At 28.8% G+C, this 23,963-nt stretch carries 19 protein-coding genes; 14 read left to right on the top strand and 5 right to left on the bottom strand.

What is annotated here, in order from left to right:
* Nucleotide 1 precedes the first annotated feature (1 nt).
* Both HBE96_RS08350 and nifJ read left to right on the top strand, forming a co-directional pair.
* Nucleotides 2–3,154, top strand: coding sequence for an AAA family ATPase (locus HBE96_RS08350; RefSeq protein ID WP_169297305.1), 3,153 nt, complete (start codon nt 2–4; stop codon nt 3,152–3,154).
* Nucleotides 3,155–3,467: 313 nt separating this feature from the next.
* Nucleotides 3,468–6,995, top strand: a complete 3,528-nt coding sequence (gene nifJ, locus HBE96_RS08345; RefSeq protein ID WP_169297304.1) for a pyruvate:ferredoxin (flavodoxin) oxidoreductase — start codon at nt 3,468–3,470, stop codon at nt 6,993–6,995.
* 65 nt (nt 6,996–7,060) lie between these two features.
* Here the strand turns inward: nifJ and HBE96_RS08340 are convergent, their stop codons facing one another.
* Entirely contained in the window at nt 7,061–7,228 is a 168-nt protein-coding gene (locus tag HBE96_RS08340; protein WP_169297303.1) for a CDIF630_02480 family spore surface protein, read from the bottom strand.
* A gap of 186 nt (nt 7,229–7,414) precedes the next feature.
* Nucleotides 7,415–8,047, bottom strand: coding sequence for an undecaprenyl diphosphate synthase family protein (locus HBE96_RS08335; RefSeq protein ID WP_169297302.1), 633 nt, complete (start codon nt 8,045–8,047; stop codon nt 7,415–7,417).
* 314 nt (nt 8,048–8,361) lie between these two features.
* Here HBE96_RS08335 and HBE96_RS08330 point away from each other — a divergent pair, with 314 nt between their 5' ends.
* The 11 genes from HBE96_RS08330 (at nt 8,362) to HBE96_RS08280 (ending at nt 19,397) form a co-directional block, all read left to right on the top strand.
* Entirely contained in the window at nt 8,362–9,072 is a 711-nt protein-coding gene (locus HBE96_RS08330) for a pseudouridine synthase (RefSeq protein WP_169297301.1), read from the top strand.
* 135 nt (nt 9,073–9,207) lie between these two features.
* On the top strand, nt 9,208–9,750 hold the full coding sequence (mnmM, locus tag HBE96_RS08325) for a tRNA 5-(aminomethyl)-2-thiouridylate-methyltransferase MnmM (RefSeq protein WP_169297300.1): 543 nt from the start codon (nt 9,208–9,210) through the stop codon (nt 9,748–9,750).
* Between the two features lie 23 nt (nt 9,751–9,773).
* Nucleotides 9,774–9,938: a DUF4264 family protein gene (locus tag HBE96_RS08320; protein ID WP_169297299.1), complete on the top strand. Its 165-nt coding sequence runs from the start codon at nt 9,774–9,776 to the stop codon at nt 9,936–9,938.
* A gap of 98 nt (nt 9,939–10,036) precedes the next feature.
* The gene (locus HBE96_RS08315) at nt 10,037–10,915 is read left to right on the top strand and encodes a MurR/RpiR family transcriptional regulator (RefSeq protein ID WP_169297298.1); all 879 of its coding nucleotides are present in this window, start codon (nt 10,037–10,039) and stop codon (nt 10,913–10,915) included.
* A gap of 160 nt (nt 10,916–11,075) precedes the next feature.
* Complete coding sequence (gene gdhA, locus HBE96_RS08310; protein WP_169297297.1) at nt 11,076–12,434, top strand: NADP-specific glutamate dehydrogenase; 1,359 nt, start codon at nt 11,076–11,078, stop codon at nt 12,432–12,434.
* 245 nt (nt 12,435–12,679) lie between these two features.
* The gene (locus HBE96_RS08305) at nt 12,680–13,903 is read left to right on the top strand and encodes a BaiN/RdsA family NAD(P)/FAD-dependent oxidoreductase (RefSeq protein ID WP_169297296.1); all 1,224 of its coding nucleotides are present in this window, start codon (nt 12,680–12,682) and stop codon (nt 13,901–13,903) included.
* A 197-nt stretch (nt 13,904–14,100) separates the two neighbouring features.
* Nucleotides 14,101–14,772, top strand: coding sequence for a (d)CMP kinase (gene cmk, locus HBE96_RS08300; RefSeq protein ID WP_169297295.1), 672 nt, complete (start codon nt 14,101–14,103; stop codon nt 14,770–14,772).
* Nucleotides 14,773–14,784: 12 nt separating this feature from the next.
* Entirely contained in the window at nt 14,785–16,695 is a 1,911-nt protein-coding gene (locus tag HBE96_RS08295) for a bifunctional 4-hydroxy-3-methylbut-2-enyl diphosphate reductase/30S ribosomal protein S1 (protein WP_169297294.1), read from the top strand.
* 218 nt (nt 16,696–16,913) lie between these two features.
* Nucleotides 16,914–17,294 carry an adenosylmethionine decarboxylase gene (speD, locus tag HBE96_RS08290; RefSeq protein WP_169297293.1) on the top strand — a complete coding sequence of 127 codons (381 nt, stop codon included), beginning with the start codon at nt 16,914–16,916 and terminating at the stop codon, nt 17,292–17,294.
* A 110-nt stretch (nt 17,295–17,404) separates the two neighbouring features.
* The gene (locus HBE96_RS08285; RefSeq protein WP_169297292.1) at nt 17,405–18,457 is read left to right on the top strand and encodes a CotS family spore coat protein; all 1,053 of its coding nucleotides are present in this window, start codon (nt 17,405–17,407) and stop codon (nt 18,455–18,457) included.
* Nucleotides 18,458–18,533: 76 nt separating this feature from the next.
* Nucleotides 18,534–19,397, top strand: coding sequence for a GNAT family N-acetyltransferase (locus HBE96_RS08280; protein WP_169297291.1), 864 nt, complete (start codon nt 18,534–18,536; stop codon nt 19,395–19,397).
* 44 nt (nt 19,398–19,441) lie between these two features.
* On the opposite strand, the gene HBE96_RS08275 is transcribed toward HBE96_RS08280, so the two are convergent.
* From HBE96_RS08275 to HBE96_RS08265, 3 genes are all read right to left on the bottom strand, one after another.
* Entirely contained in the window at nt 19,442–20,635 is a 1,194-nt protein-coding gene (locus tag HBE96_RS08275) for a pyridoxal phosphate-dependent aminotransferase (RefSeq protein ID WP_169297290.1), read from the bottom strand.
* A 69-nt stretch (nt 20,636–20,704) separates the two neighbouring features.
* The gene (locus HBE96_RS08270) at nt 20,705–20,863 is read right to left on the bottom strand and encodes a hypothetical protein (RefSeq protein WP_169297289.1); all 159 of its coding nucleotides are present in this window, start codon (nt 20,861–20,863) and stop codon (nt 20,705–20,707) included.
* Between the two features lie 69 nt (nt 20,864–20,932).
* Nucleotides 20,933–22,117 carry an aminotransferase-like domain-containing protein gene (locus HBE96_RS08265; protein ID WP_169297288.1) on the bottom strand — a complete coding sequence of 395 codons (1,185 nt, stop codon included), beginning with the start codon at nt 22,115–22,117 and terminating at the stop codon, nt 20,933–20,935.
* 480 nt (nt 22,118–22,597) lie between these two features.
* On the opposite strand from HBE96_RS08265, the gene miaB reads away from it, so the two are divergent.
* A complete protein-coding gene (gene miaB, locus HBE96_RS08260; protein WP_169297287.1) occupies nt 22,598–23,944 on the top strand; it encodes a tRNA (N6-isopentenyl adenosine(37)-C2)-methylthiotransferase MiaB in 1,347 nt (448 codons plus the stop codon).
* Nucleotides 23,945–23,963: the final 19 nt, after the last annotated feature.

Below are 23,963 nucleotides of genomic sequence, written 5' to 3'. Positions count from 1 at the left end.
AATGAGACCTTTAAAATTAACTATGACGGCTTTTGGTCCTTATGCTAAGAAACAGGAAATAGATTTTACTAATCTAAATGGGAGAAATATATTTTTAATAACAGGACCAACAGGAGCGGGTAAAACTACAATTTTTGATGGTATAAGTTATGCTATATATGGAGAAGCCAGTGGAGAAGATAGAGATTCAGAGAGTTTAAGAAGTCAATTTGCGGATATTGATACCTTAACATCTGTAGAATTGGAGTTTAACCTTAGAGGAGTAGATTATTACATAAAAAGAATACCAAAGCAGGAAAAGAAAAAGGCTAGAGGAGAAGGATTAACAGAACAGAAAACTGATGCTGAAATGAAGATATTTAAAAGCAATGGTGATATTAAGGTGATCTCAGGGGTAAGCAATGTGAATGAACAGATAAATGAAATTATGGGAATAAATTATGATCAATTTAAGCAAATTATGATGATACCTCAAGGAGAATTTAGGAAGCTTTTAACTTCTGAAAGTAAGGATAGGGAAAAAATACTTCAAAAAATTTTTGGCACAGAAGCATATAAATTAGTGGAAATAAAACTTAATGAGATGGCTGGAAAGATTAAGCGTAGTGTTAATGAATTGCAGCATAAGGAAAATGAAATTATAAATACTGTACAGTGTGATGATAACGAAGTTTTAATGGAACTAATAGAAAGTGATAATAAAAATGTTTTTTCTATTATTGAAGAATTAAAACAACATATTGAGAGTGATGATGAAAGAAGAACACATATTGAAAAATCTATAAATGAAAAGGGAACGCTTTTAGAGAAAAAGCAGAAAGAAATTTTAGAAGCTAAGGAAAACAATAAAAAGTTCGAAGAAAAAAATTTTATCGAAGCTGAGAAAAAGTCTTTAGAAGATAAAGAAAGTACTATAGAAGAAAAAAAGAATAGGCTTTTAAAGGCTAGAAAAGCTATTGAAATAGTAGGAATAGAAGAAAATTACACTGAAAAGACTAAAAAGTTACAGATGAAAAGGTTAGAACTTGTGGAAAAAAAGGAAGCTATAAATTTAGAAACAAAAAATTTAAAAAAAGCAGAGGAAAGTTTTAAATTTGAAAGTTCTAGAGAGGAAGAAAGAAAAAAGCTTTTAGAAGACGTGACAGTTCTAAAGGGATATATAAGTAAAGTAAGAGATTTTGAAGATAAAAGAGAACGTCTGAAGGTTTTAGAAGAGAGATTAAAATTATCAGAAAAAGATAGATTTTCAAAAAAACAGGATATAGACAAGGTAAAAAAGGATATAGATAATTATAGTAATGAATTAGAATTGGTTAGAAAATCCTCAGAAAAATATGTAAAGTTAAGTATGCAGCTTGAAAAAGTTACTGGAATATATAACAAAATTCATACTCTTGATTTAGAAAATAAGAAGCTTATAAAAATCAGAGGGGAGTATGTAAAATATAAAAATAAGGCCATAGAAGATAGAAAAGTAGTAGAAAAAGCAGAACTTAATTTTAAAGAATTAGAACGACTTTTTAGAGAAGGTCAAGCGGGACTTTTAGCAAAAAACTTAGAAGATGGAATGCCATGTCCTGTTTGTGGTTCAATACATCATACTAAATTAGCTGTACTTGAACAAGGTGTGCCTACGGAAGCACAGCTAAAAATAAAAAAGGATTTTTTAGAAGAAGCTTTAAAGAAATTTGAAAAAAGTAATGAAAGTTTTATAGAAGCAGATGTTAATGGTAGATCTCAAAATAATATTGTAAGTAGGTTGAAAGAGGAACTTCAAGTACTAATACAGGATGATATAATTACACTTGAAAAAGACAGATTAACTGATTTTATAAAGGAAAAGTTTTTAGCTTTTGAAGAAAATAAGAAGAATTTAACTGTAGAAGTTCAAAGATTGGAGAAAGAAAAAAATAAACAGGATAATATTTTAAAAGTTTTAAATGAAAAAAGGGAATTGCAATTAAAAAATGAAAAGAGTCTTGAAGAATTAAACAATAAATATCAATTGAGTTTAAGTGCAGTTGAGAGGGAAAAGGGCATATTAAATCAAATAGCTGATGATATACCTGAAAAGTTTAGGAGAGAAAAAGATTTAATAAATACTATAGCACAAATGGAATATAAGCAAACTACTATGGAGAAATCTTTAAAAGATTCTCAAGAGCATTTTAATAATTTAAAACTTAAATATGAAAAACTTATTATAGAGAAAGAAGGAATAATAAAGGCTTTAGAAGAAGGAGAAATTTCTTTAAAGTATTCAGAAGATAAATTAAATGAGGGGATATCTAAAAGAGGCTTTAAAGATTTACAGGATTATAGAGAATCAAAGCTTAGTGAAAAGGAAGAAGAGGAACTAAATAAGTATATAAATGATTTTAATGAACAATTAAGATCTATAAAAGATAGGTATATAAAAATATTAAAAGATATAGAAGGAAAAAGTTTATTAAATATAAGTATACTTGAAAATGATTATGAAAATGTAAAGAGAGAAAGAGAAATTTTAGATAAACAGAAAACAGAACTTCATGCAAAGATAGAAATAAATAATAATGCATTTTTACGTATAAAGGAGCTAAATAAAGAGATTAAAGATAAGGAAAAGCAATATAGTATAGTTGGAGATTTAGCAGAAGCCGCTAAAGGTAATAATAGTGAGAGAATGACCTTTGAAAGATATGTATTAGCTTTCTTTTTTGATAGTATTATAGAAGCAGCCAATATAAGATTTGCTAGAATGACTGAGAGTAGGTATGAATTAGATAGAATTAAAGAAAAAGGTAAGGGATTAACCCAAAGTGGACTTGAACTTCAAGTATATGATAATTATACGGGAAAATACAGACATGTAAAAACATTATCAGGTGGTGAAGGCTTTAAAGCCTCTTTATCATTAGCATTAGGTTTATCAGATATAGTTCAATGTTACTCTGGAGGTATAAGTTTAGAAACAATGTTTATTGATGAAGGATTTGGTACTTTAGACGCAGAATCATTAGAAAATGCTGTGCAGTGTCTTATAGATTTGCAAAGCACTGGAAGGCTTGTAGGAATCATATCCCATGTTCCTGAGCTAAAAGAGAGAATTGATGCAAGGCTTGAAATAATACCTGGTGCTGAAGGAAGTACTGCTAAATTTAATATATTATAATTAATAAATACTTGTATATTGCTGAGAGTATTAATAGTATAATATGATTTGTTATGTAAAGAAATATATTTTAAATGAGATTCAGGTAATTTTTAATAATACCTGAATCTTATTTAATTATAGACAGAAATCAGAGTAGTAATATTATAAAAATGAGAGATTGGACGAATTTCATAAACATATTAAGTATTATGTTAACTAAAATAAAAAGTAAAGTTAAAAAAAATTAAAGATTTAAAAAAACATGAATAATAAGCTTTTTCTTCCAAACAATAATATAGAAAAATAAATATTATTGTTGGAGGATTGACATATGGAAAAAAAAATTATGAAAACCATGGATGGAAATGCTGCAGCTGCATATGCTTCTTATGCTTTTACAGAAGTAGCAGCCATATTTCCAATTACGCCATCAACACCTATGGCAGAAGGGGTTGATGAATGGGCAGCACATGGAAAGAAAAATTTATTTAATCAAACTGTTAAGGTTTCAGAAATGCAATCTGAAGCAGGTGCAGCAGGTGCAGTGCATGGATCACTTGCGGCAGGTGCATTGACAACTACCTATACTGCATCACAAGGATTATTATTAATGATTCCTAATATGTATAAAATAGCAGGGGAACATCTACCAGGAGTTTTTCATGTAACAGCTCGTGCAGTTGCTGCACATGCTTTATCAATTTTTGGAGATCATCAAGATGTAATGGCTTGTCGTCAAACAGGTTTTGCTCTTTTAGCGTCTTCAAGTGTTCAAGAAGTAATGGATCTAGGGTGTATTGCTCATCTTTCTGCAATTAAATCTAGAGTACCATTTTTACACTTTTTTGACGGATTTAGAACTTCTCATGAATATCAAAAAATAGAAGTTATAGACTACAAAGAATTAGATAAAATAGTAGATTATAATGCTGTTAAGGAATTTAGAGATAGAGCCTTAAATCCCGAACATCCTGTAGTACGTGGAACAGCACAAAATCCAGATATTTATTTTCAGGGAAGAGAAGCTTCAAACAAATTTTATGAAGCAGTACCAGATATAACAGAAAGTTATATGAGAGAGATAGAAAAAATTACAGGAAGAGTATATCATCCTTTTGATTACTATGGATCACCAGATGCCGAGTATGTGATAGTTGCTATGGGATCTGTATGTGATACTATAGATGAAACTGTAGATTGCCTCATGAATAAAGGAGAAAAAGTAGGATGCATAAAAGTTCATTTGTATAGACCATTTTCAAAAAAATATTTCTTTAATGTTCTCCCAGCTACAACAAAGAAAATAGCTGTATTAGATAGAACTAAAGAGCCAGGGTCACTAGCAGAACCATTATATTTAGATGTAGTTCATCTATTTTACAAAAATGAGAATAAACCTTTAATAGTAGGAGGAAGATATGGATTAGGTTCTAAAGATACTACACCATCTCAAATATTAGCTGTATTTAATAATTTAAAAAGTTCTTCTCCTAAGGATAACTTTACAATTGGAATCACAGATGATGTAACTAATACTTCGCTAGCTAATGGAGATCCTATAGAAACTACACCAGAAGGAACTGTAAGTTGTAAATTCTGGGGACTAGGGTCTGATGGTACTGTAGGAGCTAATAAGAGTGCTATTAAAATAATAGGAGATAATACTCAGCTTTATGCTCAAGCTTATTTTTCTTATGATAGTAAAAAATCAGGTGGAACTACTGTTTCTCACTTAAGATTTGGTAAAAAACCTATAAAATCTCCTTATTTAGTTTATAGTGCAGATTATATAGCATGCCATAATAAATCTTTTATATATCAACAGGATGTACTAAAAGGATTAAAGAAAGGTGGAACTTTTGTACTTAATTGTCCATGGGATGCTAATGATCTAGAAGAAAAACTTCCAGGAACAATGAAAAGATATATAGCTGAAAACAATATTAATTTTTACACTATAGATGCAGTGTCAATTGCAGGAAAAATAGGTTTAGGTGGAAGAATTAATATGATTATGCAATCTGCATTTTTTAAATTATCAAATATAATTTCAATAGAAAATGCAGTAAACTATTTAAAAGATTCCATAGAAAAAATTTATGGAAAAAAAGGCGAAAAAATTGTAGAAATGAATAAAGCTGCAGTAGACAAGGGAATAGAATCTCTTATAAAAGTAAATGTTCCAGATTCGTGGAAAAATTCACCTGAAGATAAAAAAGACTTTGAGGTTGATAATAAATTTGTTAAGGATATTCAAATACCAATGTCAAGACATCAAGGAGATAATCTTCCAGTAAGTGCATTTTCAGGAATGGAAGATGGTTCATTCCCATTAGGAACTACTGCTTATGAAAAAAGAGGCATTGCTGTTATGATACCTCAGTGGCAAATAGATAAATGTATTCAGTGTAATCAATGTTCATATATTTGCCCTCATGCTACTGTAAGACCATTCTTATTGAATGAAGAAGAAGTAAAAAATGCACCAGATACCTTTGAAACAAAAAAAGCTGCTGGTAAAGGTTTAGAAACATTTGAGTATCGTATTCAGGTAGATCCACTGGATTGTACTGGATGTGGAAATTGTGCAGATATATGTCCAGCACCAGGAAAAGCGCTTATTATGGAACCAGCAGAACATGAAATTGAAAAACAAGCAGAAAATTGGGAATATACAAGTAAAATTACTTATAAAGATTTTGTTATGGATAAAGGTACAGTAAAAGGAAGCCAATTTGCAAAACCACTTTTAGAGTTTAATGGTGCATGTCCAGGATGCGGAGAAACACCTTATATAAGACTTCTTACTCAATTATTTGGAGAAAGAATGATGATTGCAAATGCTACAGGATGTTCTTCTATTTGGGGAGCAAGTGCTCCATCAATACCTTACACTGTAAATGCAAATGGAAAAGGTCCTGCTTGGGGAAATTCACTTTTTGAAGATAATGCAGAGTATGGATATGGTATGTATTTAGGAGTTAAACAAATAAGAGAGAAACTTAAGGATTTAATGGAAGAATATATAGCTTCTCCAGGAACTGATAAAATAAAAGATGCATTTAAAGAGTGGATTAGAGCTATGAATGATGGAGAAGCGTCAAGGACAGCTTCAGAAAATATACTTGAAATTTTAAATGATCATAATTACAACGGCAATGAAATAATAAAGGAAATACTAGATAAAAAAGATTTTCTAGTTAAAAAATCTCAATGGATACTAGGCGGAGATGGATGGGCATATGATATTGGATATGGAGGATTAGATCATGTTCTCGCATCTGGTGATGATGTGAATTTATTTGTAATGGATACAGAAGTGTATTCTAATACAGGAGGTCAATCTTCAAAAGCAACTCCAACTGCTGCTGTTGCTAAGTTTGCAGCGTCAGGTAAAAAAATAAGGAAGAAAGATCTGGGAATGATGGCCATGAGTTATGGATATGTATATGTGGCACAAATATCAATGGGAGCTAACATGAATCAAACTATAAAAACAATTATTGAGGCTGAAAAGTATAAAGGACCATCACTTATAATAGCTTATGCACCATGTATTAATCACGGTATAAAATCTGGTATGGCAACTAGTGTTATGGAAGGTAAAAAAGCTGTAGAATCAGGATATTGGCACATGTATAGATTTAATCCAGAATTGAAGGAAGAGGGCAAAAATCCATTTATAATGGATTCAAAGGAACCAACAAAATCTTTCAAGGATTTTATAAGTGGGGAAATAAGATATACATCTCTTATGAATGTATTTCCTGATATTGCAGAGGATATGTTTAATGAAGCAGAAGAACATGCAAAGGAAAGATATGAAACCTATAAAAGATTGGCAGAACAAAAATTTTAATATATTATAAATAGAAAGGGAGTCTTCTTTTTAGTTTAAGAGACTCCCTTCTTAATTAAAGCTATTTATTTTTGATTTGAATCAACCCATTCTTTTGCATTTCTAGTTTCATATTCATTGGGAATAGAAACATTGCTAACAGGTCTAGTTTCAGTAATGTTTGCCCAAGCTGCGGTGTCATGCTTTTCAATGGGAATTTTAAAAGAACTATTTTTTATTGTTTCATTATCCATTATTATCACCCTTTCAATATTATTATTTTCAAATTTATAAAAATTATTAACTGTAAAAAATTCGTTTAAAAAATTACGTAAAGATACGGTTAATGTATAAACGCTAATTTTAAAGTTCATTTAAAAAAATTAAATACAATTAGTTAATTAAAGGATAATTATAATGTAATTATGAAAATATGTTTATCAACCGCCTAAAGTAATATCCTGATTGCTGTACCAATTTAAAGCATCCATTAATTGAGATTTTTTAAAGTCAGGCCAGTAATCATCTATAATATAAAAATCGGAATATACTGATTGAACAGGAAGAAAACCACTAAGCCTTCTTCTACCACCCCACCTTATTATTAAATCTACTCTAGTTATATCTGATGATTTTAAATAGTATTTAGCACTGCTATCTGAATTATGTACAGGCGATAAATCCCATTGCCAACCATAATTGACTAAAAAGTTAATTTTCATACTGCCATTACCGAAAAATTTTCTTTTTGTAAAAGGTAGTAATTCAGGTGGAAACATAGGAGAAGATGAGTTTCCAACTACTAAAAGTGAGGCGTCTTCCTTTGAAAGCATCCTAACAGCTTCTACACATGCTGTAGTAAATGCTTTAGTTTGAACTTTAGGTCTTTTTGTGTTATCTACAGTAAATCCATAATAAGTTAGTTCTTTAATTCCAAGTTCTTTGCAAATTTTAAATGTTTCTATTCCAGGTTGAAGTCCCCAAGCATATCCAGCTTCTTTTCCTAATCCATGATTAACAGCCCAACGTCTGTTACCATCAGGTATAATACCAATGTGATTTGGAAGTCTCATTTAAATTCCTCCTTCTAATACCAAATACTAATGTAATTATTAACATAAGTTAGACAATTTATTCTAGTAATTCTAAGAAAGATACTATTTAATGTAAATTTTATAGTGGTTTAGAATTATAATTATATTAAGTTTTTGCAAAGTATGTTATTTATACTATTTTAATTAAAAAGTATTTTGTGATTTTGAATTTCAATTAACTTGTATACTTTTGTAAAGAGTTTTATAATCTAATAGTACTAAACGGGAAATTTTTTAATAACTAAAATAAACAAATAGAAGTAGTAAAATTATGGTGAAATAAAGGTGATATTATGGAAGAAAGATTACAAAAATATATGGCAGCTTGTGGAGTAGCTTCTAGAAGAAAATGTGAAGAAATTATACTGCAGTCTAGAGTTAAGATTAATGGCAGAGTTATAAGTGAATTAGGAGTTAAAATTGATGAAGAAAAAGATGTAATAACTCTAGACGATAAGTTGATAAAAAAGGAAGAAAATAAAGTGTATATTGCGCTAAATAAACCTAAAGGATATGTATCTACGGTAAAGGATGAAAGAGGAAGAAAAACTATTTTAGATTTAATAGATGTAAAGGAGAGAATATATCCCATAGGAAGGTTGGATTATGATACATCAGGATTGATACTTCTTACTAACGACGGCAGCATATATAATAAGATAATACATCCCAAAGAAGAAAAAAATAAAATTTATATAGCATTAATTAAAGGAATTCCTGATGGAAATGACATTAAAAAATTTGAAAATGGAATAAATATAGATGGTTATATTACAGCATCAGCAAAATTTAAAATTATGAGAAAGATAAGAGATTCTTCAGAGGTTGAAATAGTTATACATGAAGGCAGAAATAGACAAATAAGAAAGATGTGTGATTTTATAAATCATCCAGTTATAGAATTAAAAAGAATTCAAATAGGAAATATAAGATTAGAAAAATTGCCGTTAGGTAAATGGAGACATTTAACTAAAAACGAAGTCGACTACATAAAAGATTTATAAATAATAAGGAATGGTCAATTAGTCAGTTTTTTATAATGGTATTGGCCATTATTTGAAAATAATATTTAACATATTAAATATTATGTAAATTTAATAAAAAGTAAACTAAAATAAACTATAGAAAGGAAAAAAATTATGTTTAGATATATTACTGATGTTAGTAAGCTATCACATTACATAATTAAAAATTTTTGTAATAACTTTGGCGTTGCAGTAGATGCTACTTTAGGAAATGGATATGATACGGATTTTTTAAGTAATAATTTTAATAAAGTATATTCCTTCGATATTCAGTTGTGTGCTATTGAAGCATATAAAAAAAAATCTAAAGGAAATACTACATTAATAAATGATTCACACGAAAACTTTAATATATACATAAATGATGAAATTGACTGTTTAATGTATAACTTGGGTTTTATGCCAGGTGGAAATAAAAAATTAACTACTAGGGCTAAATCTACCATGTTAAGTTTAAAATGTGGTTTAAATAAGTTACGTAAAGGAGGCTTAATAACTATAGCAGCCTATAAAGAACATGCAGAAGGAAAAGAAGAAGAAATTTTACTTATAGATTTTGTTAAAAGGCTTCCCAAAAATAAATATGCTGTAATGCTTCATTCTTTTGTAAACAGAGATGTAAATGCCCCAATTTTAATTGTAATAGAAAAAAAGTAATTTAAATTTAGGAGGTTTAAAAAATGCAGGATAAATTAGAATTAATAGCATCAAAAAAATTTGAATACTATGCTGAAATGTATAAAGTCGTAGATTTTATGAATAAGAACTTAAGTGAATATAATATTGTTTTAGGAATAACAGAAAAAGAAAATAAAAATATTATAAATATTTACAAAGAAAAGTGATCAACAATTGAAAGATCTATTGTAAATATGGTCAATAGATGTTAAAATGAAATAAATATTGCAAGAGTATGAAGATACGAAGAAGGGGCTGGATAATTATGGAAGATAATAATAAGCAAGACCTAATGAGAACCATTCAAATTAAGTTTCCAAGATTAAGTAAAGGACAAAAGCTTATAGCTGAGTATATTTTAAAACATTATGACAAAGCAGCATTTATGACTGCAGCAAAACTAGGCATTAGTGTGGGAGTTAGTGAATCTACTGTAGTTAGATTTGCAAATGAACTTGGATTTTCAGGATATCCAAAACTTCAAAAAGCTCTTCAAGAATTAATAAAAAATAAACTTACCACAGTTCAAAGAATTGAACTTTCAAATGATTTTGTAAGTGAAGAAAGTGCTCTGAAGGGTGTGTTAAAGTCAGATATGGAAAATATAAGAGCTACCCTTGAAAAAATAAATCATAAAACTTTTGAAGATGTTGTGAATAATATCTTCTCTGCTAACAAAATATATATAATAGGACTTAGAAGTTCTACCGCACTTTCTGAATTTTTAGGTTTTTATTTGAATCTCATTTTGGATAATGTAAAGGTGGTGAGCTATGGTATAAGTGACATTTTTGAGCAAATGATTAATGTTACGGATAAAGATTTAGTTATAGGTATAGGTTTCCCTAGATATGCAGCAAGAACTATTGAAGCATTATCATTTGCAAGAAGTAGAGGTGCAAAAGTTACTGCAATTACTGACAGTTTACTTTCACCTTTAGCTGCCAGGGCTGATTATACATTAATTGCACAAAGCAATATGGCTTCTTTTGTAGATTCATTAGTTTCTCCGCTTAGTGTAATAAATGCTCTAATAATTGCAGTAGGATTAAGAGAAAAAGAGAAAATATCTAAAACTTTCTCTGATTTAGAAGAAATTTGGCAGGAATATCAAGTATATTCATTTAAAGAAAGTAATTTATAAAGAACCAAAAGTTGTATTCTTATTTTGAAATTAAATTAAAAATTTCAAAAATTACAAAAATTTTTTAAAATTAAGAGGAAAATTGAGTTTATTGTAGAATACTATAAGTGTAAAGGATATCATATAAACTTAATTTAATTATCATGGGGAGGGTATTATAATGACAAAAGAATGTGTACAAAACTACATTAACGAGGTACTAGAAAAAGTAAAGAAGAGAAATAGTAATGAGCCAGAGTTTTTACAGACAGTAGAAGAGGTTTTAAGTTCTCTAGGTCCAGTATTTGAAAAACACCCAGAGTATGTTGAGTCAAATCTTTTAGAAAGATTTTGTGAACCAGAAAGACAGATTACTTTCAGAGTTCCATGGGTTGATGATGCAGGCAAGGTACAAGTTAACCGTGGATTTAGGGTACAATTCAATGGATGCATAGGACCTTATAAGGGTGGCTTAAGATTTCATCCATCAGTTTATATAGGAATAATTAAGTTTTTAGGATTTGAACAAATATTAAAGAATTCATTAACTGGACTTCCAATAGGTGGAGGTAAAGGTGGTTCTGATTTTGACCCAAGAGGTAAATCAGATAATGAGGTTATGAGATTCTGCCAAAGCTTTATGACTGAACTTTACAGACATATAGGACCAGATGTTGATGTACCAGCAGGTGACATTGGTGTTGGCGGAAGAGAAATAGGATATCTTTATGGTCAATATAGAAGAATAAGAGGAGCATTTGAAAACGGAGTTCTTACTGGTAAAGGAAGATCTTATGGTGGAAGTTTAATAAGACCAGAAGCTACAGGATTTGGTGCAACTTATTACTGTTCAGAAATGCTTAAACATGAAGGAACAGACTTCAAAGGAAAAACAGTTGCAATATCAGGATTTGGTAATGTATCTTGGGGAGTATGCACAAAGGTTGCAGAATTAGGTGGTAAGGTTATAACACTTTCAGGTCCAGATGGATATATTTATGATCCAGATGGAGTAACAGGTGAAAAAATTGACTACATGCTTGAAATGCGTGCATCAGGAAGAGATAAAGTACAGGATTACGCTGATAAATTTGGAGTTAAATTCTTCAAAGGAGAAAAGCCATGGGGTGTTAAAGCTGATATCATAATGCCAAGTGCTACTCAAAATGATATACATTTAGAACATGCTAAACAAATAGTGGAAAATGGTATAAAAATTGTTTGTGAAGTTGCTAATATGCCATGTACAAATGAAGCAGTTGAATATTTCCAGAAAAATGGCGTTATAGTAGGACCTGCTAAAGCTGCTAATGCTGGTGGAGTTGCTACTTCAGCTCTTGAAATGTCACAAAATAGTGAGAGATTATCATGGACAGCAGAAGAAGTTGATGCAAAACTTCATCAAATAATGATTAACATATACAACAATTGTAAAGATGCATCAGAAGCCTACGGTTTTGGATATAATTTAGTTGCTGGAGCTAACATTGCAGGATTTGTAAAAGTTGCTGATGCAATGTATGCACAAGGAAACTATTAATTTTAAGTAGATTTAATTTTAAGAGACGAATTCAAGTTGTTGGATTCGTCTTTTTTATGTACTAATAAGATTTAAACAGGTATATATTTAATATTAAATTCCAGTTTAAAATATAAATAGCAATTGATTAAAACTATAATTTTTTATTTTAAGTTTACATATGAGAATAATAACAAAGTTGAATAAACTTCATTATTATATTACTATTATAGTTGGAAAAAATATAATTGTAAGGCGGTGAATTTATGTCAACAGTTGTAGTAATTGGTGGTGGGCCAGCAGGTATGATGGCTGCAATAGCTGCTTCGAAAAAACATAATACTATATTAATCGAAAAAAATGAAAAGCTAGGAAAAAAACTTTATATAACGGGAAAAGGAAGATGTAATGTTACAAATGCTAAAGATATAAATGATTTTTTTGATTATATACCAGGTAATTCTACTTTTCTATATAGTGCTCTTTATACGTTTACTAATGAGGACACTATGAACTTTTTTGAAAATTTAGGTGTGAAATTAAAGATAGAAAGAGGAGATAGAGTATTTCCGGAATCTGACAAATCTTCAGATATAATAAATGCATTAGTAAATGAGTTACAAAAAAATAATGTAAACATAAAATTAAATACTAAAGTTAAAAAGTTTGTAATTAAAGATAATGTAATAAGTTCAGTACAACTTGAAGATAATTCTCTTATTGAAGCTGATAAATTTATATTGTGTACAGGTGGTATGTCTTATCCCCAAACTGGTTCTACAGGGGAAGGATTTAAAATTTCTAAGGATGTAGGGCATAGTGTAACAGAAATTATGCCTTCTTTAGTTCCTATTGAAATAGATGAAAATTGGATAAGTGAATTACAGGGACTTTCTTTGAAGAATGTTGAATTAAGAATAGTTGAAGGCAAAAAGAAAATCCTTTATAAAGATTTTGGAGAAATGTTATTCACTCATTTTGGAATTTCAGGGCCTATAGTTTTGAGTGGAAGTAGAGTAGTAAACAAATCCAATAATTTAAAAGTTTTTATTGATTTAAAACCTGCTTTATCTTCTGAAGAACTTGACAAAAGAATACAAAAAGATTTTACTAAATGTTTAAATAAAGATTTTAAAAATTCTTTAGATGAACTTCTCCCTAAAAAGCTTATAAATACTATAATAAATCTTTCTAAAATAGAACCAACTAAAAAAGTTAACTTGATAACAAAAGAAGAAAGAAAGAATTTAGTTAATTTGATTAAAAATTTATCTTTGAATATAAAAGGACTTAGACCTATATCTGAAGCAATAATCACTGCTGGAGGAATAAATATTAAAGAAATAGATCCTTCTACAATGAAATCTAAAATATTAAAAAATTTATATTTTGCTGGTGAAATTATTGATGTAGATGCTTATACAGGCGGATTCAATATACAAATAGCTTTTTCTACAGGGTATTTAGCAGGTATTAAAATAGATGAATAAGGGACTCCTAAATAAAATAGTATTGATCATATGAAAATTAAAAATTTATAAGTTTTTTATTTCATAAATCATGGAATAAAATAAAGGAGTTCACCTTTTTTTATAGAATATATATTAAGGTATATGTTGTAATTAAATAACAAAATGTTAAACATTTATGTTTTTTAGAAAGGCATTTAGAAAGGCGGAATGAAAGTTTGTATATTTCTGTAGCAATCGATGGACCTGCAGGTGCAGGAAAAAGTACAATAGCTAATATTATAGCTAATAAATTTGACCTTATGTATATAAATACTGGTTCTATGTATAGAGCTGTTACATTAATGGCTTTAAGAAATAATGTAGATTTTACAGATGTTAAATCTGTGTGTAATCTTACGAAATCTCTTGAAATGCATTTTGAAGGTAATTCATTAATAGTTAATGGTGAAGATGTAACTGAAGAAATTAGAAATACTACAGTAAGTAATAATGTATCTAATTATGCTGCTATACCAGAAATAAGGGAAATACTTGTAAAACTCCAACAGGATATGTCTAATAAATATAATGTAATTATGGATGGGAGAGATATTGGTACTGTAGTTTTAAAAAATTCTCCTCTTAAGTTTTTTTTAACGGCTAGTCCAGAGGAAAGAGCTAAAAGAAGGTATGAAGAGTTAATTGAAAAAGGTACGTCTGTAGAATATAATAACATATTAAATGACATAATAAAAAGAGATTATATAGATTCTAATAGAGCAGTAAATCCTTTAAAAAAGGCTTGTGATTCTATAGAGATAGATTCATCGAAGCTTTCTATAAATGATGTAATTGAGTTAATTTCTAATTATATAGAAGATTATATAAGAAAATGTAATGTGAACTGAGGGTGATTAAAGTTGAAAATTATTTTAGCAGATAATGCTGGTTTTTGCTTCGGAGTAAAAAGAGCAGTAGAAGAGGCAGAAAATATTCAAAAAAAATATAATAAAAGAGTATTTACTTTAGGGCCTTTAATTCATAATAATGATGTAGTAAATTATTTAAAAGAAAAAAACATACATACAACGGAACTTGCTGATATAAATGATTTAAATGAAAGTGACGTAATTATAATAAGGTCTCATGGGGTTCCTAAAAAAACTATAGATTTACTTAAAAGTAGGTCCTTAAATATAATTGATGCTACATGTCCGTACGTAGCTAATATACATAAAAAGGTAGATAAGTATTACAAATTAGGTTATTCCATACTTATTATAGGTGATAAAAATCATCCAGAGGTTATAGGAATTAATGGATGGTGCGATGACAGCGCAATTATATCCAAGGATGGTTCAAATTTAACTAAGCTTCCATCCAAAATATGTGTTGTATCTCAAACTACTGAAAAACAGGAAAATTGGAAAAAGGTTCTAAACATAATAGTTGAAAATTGTAAAGATATTGTTGCATTTAATACTATATGCAGTGCAACTGAATCAAGGCAAAATTCTGCTGAAAAAATTTCTAAAGAAGTAGACTTGATGTTAGTTATAGGTGGTCGCAATAGTTCTAATACCACTAAACTTTATGAAATATGTAAAAACAATTGCTCAAATACTATTCATGTTGAAAATTCAGGAGAAATACCTGATGATATAATTAATTCTCAAATAAATACTATAGGTGTTACAGCAGGAGCTTCAACACCTGATTGGATAATAAAGGAGGCAATTTCAAAAATGTACGAAGAAAAGAATATAGAGATGAGTGAACAATTAGCTTACATGGAACAAAATGATAAGCAAATAATAGTAGGCCAGGTTATTACAGGTACTGTAATTTCAGTAAATGAAAGTGGAGCATTTCTAAATATAGGTTATAAATCAGACGGATTACTTCCAAAGTCTGAAGTAACAAAAGATGATGCTTTAAATTTAAAAGATTTAATCCAAGTAGGAAATGAATTAACAGTTAAGGTTATAAGAAGAAAAAATGAAGATGGATATGTAGTTTTATCAAAAATAGAGCTTCAAAGGGAAAGCGCTTTTAAAGAAATTAAAGAAGCGAGTGAAAATAATAATGTATTAAAAGTATTAGTTAAGGATGCTGTTAAGGGAGGATTAGTTGCAAATTATAATGGTGTGAGAATATTTTTACCTGCATCTCATATAGAACTTTTCCATGTTGACGATCTTTCTACATATATAGGTAAAGAATTAGAAGTAAAAATAATAGAATTTAAACAAGAAAGAAAAGGAACACGAATAGTAGCTTCAAGAAGAAATTTATTAAAGTCAGAAAATGAAATTAAAGAACAAGAAACATGGAACTCTTTAGAAAAAGATGCTGTAGTAGAAGGTGAAGTTAAGAGATTAACTAACTTTGGTGCATTTATAGATGTACAAGGAGTTGATGGACTTCTTCATGTATCTGAAATATCCTGGGGAAGAATAGAAAAGCCTTCGGATGCATTAAAAATAGGTGATAAGATAAAAGTTTATATACTTGATATTGATAAGGAAAAGAAAAAGCTTTCATTATCTATTAAAAAGCTTGTAGAAGATCCTTGGAATAATGTAGATATTAAATATCCTGTAGGAAACATAGTTCTAGGAAAAGTGGTACGCTTTGCTAATTTTGGTGCTTTTATTGAATTGGAACCAGGAGTAGATGCTTTAGTTCATATATCGCAAATAAGTCATAATAGAATAAATAAACCTGATGATGTGTTAAAAATAGGTGAAGAGATAAAAGCAAAAATACTAGAGGTAAGTAAAGAAAATAAAAAAATAGGATTGAGTATTAAAGAAGTAGATGAATTTTAATATTCTAGAATAATTTTTGTAAAATGCGTGTAATATAAATATAGAGCACGCATTTTTGCATATATTATTAAATAAGCTTCATAGTAAACGAGAGGTATATCTAAAAAATAAGAGTTTTTGATGCATATTATTAAAAAATGCCTATATATATTGACTTTTTTCTTATATTTGATAAAATCTAATTGTTATCATTTTATATAAGGGGGTAAATACGGAAAATGAATGAATTAGGACGTCATATTTTAGCAGAAATTTATGGGTGCAGTTCGGAGAGTTTAAATAATAAAGAATTCATTGAAAAGATAATGGTAGATTCTGCATTAAAAGCAGGTGCAGAGGTAAGGGAAGTTGCTTTCCATAAGTTTAGCCCTCAGGGGGTTAGTGGAGTAGTTATAATATCAGAATCTCATTTGACAATACACACTTGGCCAGAACTTGGATACGCTGCTGTAGATGTATTTACTTGTGGTGATAGAGTGAATCCATGGGATGCATGTAATTTTATGACTGAAAAGTTAAATGCAAAGAATATGACTGCTACTGAAGTTAAGCGAGGAATATTTGAGCAGCCTGTTTCGGTTAAAGCGTCAAATATATAAGAGATCATCAATAAGATGATCTCTTATTTTTAAGTGTAAATAAGTGTAATTAAATTTTATCTATCAAGCATATATTATTGTATATATGCTTAATAGGTGGTGGAATATAAATGGGTAACGATGATATTACAGCTGAAAATCAGATGTCAAAAAAAGAAAAAAATATGATAGATACAGTTCTTGAAAAATATGATTTTGAAGTTATAGATTATTCAAAAGTTAGAAGTGCATATAAAATAAAAACTAGCAATGGCAATGTATGTTTGAAGAAAATAAATCACGGAAGATATAAACCTCATAATGGAAGTTTTTTAGTTGAAGCTCTTTCTGATAAAGGATTTTGTAATACAGCTAAATATTATAAGACTAAAACTCAAAATAAATATGTTAGATATAAAAATATGCTTTTTTATGCCACAGAATGGATAGATGGTGAAGAATGTGATCTAAATAATATAGAAGAGGCTATTATTTGTACAAAGTTGCTAGCTCAGTATCATAAGGCTGCAAGTGGCATAGATACTACAGAACTTAGAATACGTAATAATTTAAAAAATTGGCCTAAAATTTTTAAAGATAATTTAAGAGATTTAGAGAGGTTTGAGAGAATTGTAAAGAATAGAAAAATAAAAACGGAATTTGATTCAATGTATTGTGGTTATTTAGATAACATATATCACAGAGCGATGATATCTTTGAATTTTTTAAATACTTCCGATTACTATAAATTATCAAAGCAGGCTGAAAAAAACAAAACTATATGCCATGATAGCTTTTACTATCAAAATATTATAAAGAAAAATAATGAATATTATATAATAGATTTAGACAGCATTCTCATAGATCTTCATGTAAATGATTTAGGTAAGCTAATAAGAAGGTTGATGTTTAAAGGTTCCTATGAATGGAATTTTGAAAAAGCAAAGATTTTAATAGAAGCTTACAATGAAGTTAATAAATTAGAGAAAAATGAATTAGAAGTAATGCTATCTTTAATAGTGTTTCCACATAAGTTTTGGAAGCTTGGCAAAAAAAGATATGTTAAGTGCAAAAACTGGGATGAAAAAAAGTATATTCATAAATTAAATAGACTTATGAGATATAATGAGATGCAGAATAAATTTTTAGAGGAATATTTAAATTATCTTGAAAATTATCAGTAAATTTGACTTATATACAGTTATTAATTATACTTAAATTAGTAATTAATAATAATTTTTGATTATGAGGATATTTAATATGTATCAATGTGTAACGCTAAATAAAAGGAATTTCGGTGTTTTAAGAAAACTCAATGAAATTAGAAATAATTTTAATTCCCTAAATGAAGATTTTTTTGCAGTTTACAACGAATGTAATTTTGCAGGGCAGATACTATTAAAAAGGAAGGTAAAATTATTAAAGAAAGATGAAGAATACATAGGATATATGTGGTTTGAAATGACCGATAAAAATAATTGTAATATAAATTCTTTAAGTGTATCAGAAAAAACAGATTATATCCCATATAAGTTTTTACTAACCGCTTTAAAAAGTAACTGCACTAGCTCATATTTGTGTGAGGATAACGATTATAATTTTGATATTTTAAAAAATATAGGATTCAACGTAAAAGATGGAACTTTAATACTTTGTTCTGATACTTATAAAAATGTACCTTTATTGCTTAAAGATGATTTGGAATTTGAAAATTTTAAAATGGGTTTTGATGAGCAAATTAGGTGTACTATACAAAATGAAGTATTTAAGGAAGAATCTAGAGTACCTTTGTCTTTGGAGGATATTTACTATGATGAACTCCAAAGCTATTATTTTGATAGAGGTGCTGTATTCTTAAAAAAAGATGGAAAGCATATTGGATATGGGCAAATAATAATAGAAGACAATACACCGTTTATAGTTAATTTTGGCATATTAGAAGAATATAGAGGAAAAGGGTACAGTAAATCACTGTTTACTTATCTTTTGAAAATATGCAGTTTCAATGGATTTGATCAAGTTAAAATAAAAGTGAAAATTTCAAATATAGTGGCACTGAATTTATATAAGAGTTTAGATTTTAAAACATTATCAAAAAATTATAGATGGGAATTAAAAAAGTAAGTTTCATGTTTTAACAACATGAAACTTACTTTTAATTTAATATACTAATGAGTCTTTTTATATTCTTCTATGGCAATTTTTAATAGATTCATAGCATCTTTTAATGATTCGCAGTTTAAACAGTAAGATAATCTTATCTCATCTTTTCCTCGTCCAGGAGTTCCGTAGAAGCCACCTGCAGGAGCTACCATTACGGTTTTACCATCATGACTAAAATCAGTTAAAAGATATTTAGCAAAGTCTTCAGCATCTTCAACAGGTAATTTAGCTACTATGTAAAATGCACCTGTTGGTTTTTTACATATTACTCCAGGAATGTTTTCTAAGCCCTCCATCATTATGTCTCTTCTCCTTTGATATTCAGCTCTTGTCTCAGTAAAGTAACTTTCAGGAGTGTCTTTTAATGCTGCTGCACCAATTTGCTCTACAGTAGGAACGCAAAGTCTTGTTTGGCATAACTTCATTATATTAAACATTAAATCTTTATTTTTAGAAGCTACTAATCCAATTCTTGCTCCACAAGCACTATAACGTTTTGATATACTGTCTACAACAATTAATCTATCCAATATGTCTGTCATTGTTAAAGTTGATGTATATTGTAATCCATCATATACAAATTCTCTATAAACTTCATCAGCAATTAAGAATAAATCATGTTCTTTTACTATATCTCCAAGCATTCTTAACTCTTCTTTAGTATATACAACACCTGTAGGATTTCCAGGATTTGAAATCATTATAGCTTTTGTTTTTTCACTAATTTTACTTACTATTTCTTCTTTTGAAGGGAGATGGAATCCTTCTTCGGCCTTCGTTAAGAAAGGAACTGTTTTAGCACCTGCTATTTGAGCAAACCCAGTATAGTTAGTATAGAATGGTTCAGGCACTACTATTTCATCACCAGCATCACAAATAGCTTGGAACACTAGCATTATAGCTTCACTACCACCATTAGTTATATATAGTTGATCCTTAGTGAATTCAGTTCCCCATTTTTTATAATATTCTATAAAGCTTTCTTGAAGAGCATCCATTCCTTGTGATTCAGTATACTTTAAAACATCTTCTTTAAAGTTTGCAATAGCTTTAAAGAAAGGATCTGGAGTTAAAACATCAGGCTGACCAATATTAAGATGATAAACCTTAGTTCCTCTTTTTTTTGCTTCTGTAGCATAAGGAGCCAATTTACGGATTGGTGAAAATTGCATATCCAGTATTCTGTTTGACAATTTCATTTTATATAACCCCCATTCGTAATATAAATACATAATATTTAAATAGATAAAAATCTATTTTTAATCTAACTATAATTTTATTATAGTTTCAATTGGAACATGATTTGATTTTAATTGAAACATGGATTCATATTGTATTTGTTGAAAATAATTTCTATCTCCAATACATTCACATCTTATTAAATCCTTATTTTTTTCAAATTCATCTGATTGCTTCATATCATGCATAATAGTCCCTCCTTTTAGGTGTAGTTTGCCCTAAAAAAAGGGTTTTATTTAGCTAAATTTATAGATATTTTAGTAATATTTAGCAAGAACTTTTGCTAATCTTTTAACACCTTCTATTATTTTTTCATCCGGCATACATGAATAATTTAATCTAAAGTAATTTGGATGACTGCCATTAGGGAAGAATGAGCCACCAGGAACAAAAGCTACATTTTCTTTTAAAGCTTCTTTTAATATTTCTTTAGCATCAAGACCTTCCTTTAATTTAACCCATGTAAATAATCCTCCATAAGGATTAGTATGAATTACTCCCTTTGGAAAGTATTTATCCATGCTTTCAAGCATTAAAGTTCTACGCTTTCCATAGACATTTTTAATACTTTCAATATGTTCATCTAAATTATAAGTTTCCATAAATAAGGCTGTTGCTCTTTGATCCAAAGTACTGCATTGTAAATCTGCGCCTTGTTTTACTATTATATATTTTTCTAGTATTTCAGGTGAAGCACATACCCAACCTAATCTTAAGCCTGGACAGAAATTCTTTGAAAATGTTCCAAGGTAAATAACCCATCCTTCTTTATCAAAGCTTTTTATTGATGGATGTCTTGTACCTTCATATATAAGATCACCATATGGATTATCTTCAATTACTGGTATTTTATATTCTGCAGCTAATTCAGCAACTCTTTTCCTTCTGTCATCTGTCATAGTTATTCCACTTGGATTTTGAAAATCAGGTATGGTGTATATCATTTTTGCATTAGGATTTGCTTTTAATGCTTTTTCTAAATCTTCCATTATCATACCATGATCATCCATAGATATTTCAACAAATTTTGGTCTATATGCTGCAAATGCATTAAGAGCACCTAAATAACTAGGACTTTCACAAATAACTACATCGCCTTCATTTACAAAGATTTTAGCTGAAAATTCTATTGCTTGCTGTGAGCCTGTTGTCATAGTTATATTATCAGCAGTAACATTTACCTTTGCAGGAGTCATTCTTTGTTTAGCGATTATTTCTCTTAGAGGTTTAAAACCTTCTGTAGAACTATATTGTAAAGCTAGTTTTCCATCCCTTTCCAAAACTTTTTGCATGATTCCTTCCATTTCCTTAACAGGAAACAATTCTGGAGCAGGTAATCCACCAGCGAAAGAAATAATTTCAGGCATTTCTGTCAATTTTAAAAGCTCTCTAATTTCTGATGCCTTCAAACCTTTAGCTCTCTCTGAAAAACGTATATCCATAAAAATCCCTCCGAAAATTATATATTATTACTGTTTACAATAATATGTATTCTACAAAAAACTAAAAAGTCCTTTTTATTAATAGATAATTGCATGAATATTTGAGCAGATATTATAATTAATTTAAAATTTAGTAAATTCAAAACCTTTTCATTCAAATTTAAATAACAATAATTATAGTAATAATACAATTTTTGATTCATTATATCAATGATGATTTATAAAACATATAACTTTCTTTAATATAGTATGATTTAACTACATGATTTGCATATTATACTATAATGCAATTTATTTATACAAAACATTTAAAGTTAAGAAAAATTCAACAATATAAAATTGAATTAGTAATTAAGTAGTATTTATAGAAGTCAACATTTTTTAGTAATATAAAATAGATATTAGTAAAAAAGTATAGTATAATGTAAAAGGTTAAGTATACAACAACGAAATAAGTCGCTTAAGTTAGAGGTGAAGTAATTGAATAATGAATTAAAAATTAGAGAAAAAAGCAAACTGTTTTTTATAGAAACTTGGGGCTGTCAAATGAATGAAGAGGATTCAGAAAAGTTATCAGGTATGCTAAAAAAGATAGGATATGAAAGAACTCAAGTAAAAGAAGATTCCGATTTAATAATATTTAATACTTGCTGCGTAAGAGAAAACGCTGAATTAAAGGTATATGGTAATCTTGGTGCACTAAAAAAGCTCAAGGATAAAAAGCCTGATTTGATTATAGCAATATGCGGATGCATGATGCAGCAGGAAGGAATGGCAAAAGACATAGTAAAAAGATTTCCATTTGTTGATATTATATTTGGAACTCATAATGCATATAAATTTCCGGAATATTTGAATAGAGTAAAGCAAGAAGGGAAATCCATAATTGAAATTCAAAATAAGGAAGATGGCATTGTTGAAGGACTTCCAATAGATAGAAAAAGTGATGTTAAAGCTTTCGTTACTATAATGTATGGATGCAATAATTTTTGCACTTATTGCATAGTACCTTTTGTAAGAGGAAGAGAAAGAAGCAGAAGACCTGAAGATATAGAAAATGAAATAAAAGATTTGATATCAAAAGGTTATAAAGAAATCACTTTACTTGGACAAAATGTTAATTCTTACGGTAAGGATTTAGAGCCTAAATTAAGCTTTGCAGATCTTTTAAAAAGAATAAATGAAATAGAGGGATTACAAAGAATTAAATTTATGACTCCACATCCTAAGGATTTTACACAGGATGTATTAGATGCTATTGCTCAGTGTGATAATGTATGTGAACAAGTGCATTTACCTGTACAATCAGGATCAAGCAGGATATTAAAAAAGATGAATAGACATTACACAAAAGAACAGTACCTTGATTTAGTACGAAGAATAAGAGAAACTATACCTGATGTATCTATAACTACAGATATTATAGTAGGTTTCCCAGGAGAAACAGAAGAAGATTTTGAAGAAACTTTAAGTTTAGCAAGAGAAGTACAATATGATTCTGCATTTACTTTTATATATTCAAGGAGGAAAGGAACTCCTGCAGATGAAATGGAAGAACAAATAGATGAAGATGTGAAGCATGAAAGATTTAATAGGTTAGTAGAAATAATCAATGCTTCTAGTGCTAAAAATAATAAAAAGTATGAAGGTAGAATTGAAGAAATTTTAGTTGAAGATTTTAGCAAAAATGATGATACTAAATTAACTGGAAGAACAAGAACAGGCAAACTTGTTAATTTCTCTGGTAGCAAAGATAATATAGGAAAACTTGTTAAAGTTAAAATTGTTAAAGCAAATTCATTTTCATTAATAGGTGAAGAAATTTAAAGTGGCAAGGGGATAGTAT

The organism is Clostridium muellerianum (genome assembly GCF_012926525.1).
In the GTDB taxonomy this organism is placed as follows: Bacteria; Bacillota; Clostridia; order Clostridiales; family Clostridiaceae; genus Clostridium_AM; species Clostridium_AM muellerianum.
Note: the sequence above shows the minus strand (reverse complement) of the source record. Positions and strands in the feature narration are given on the sequence as shown.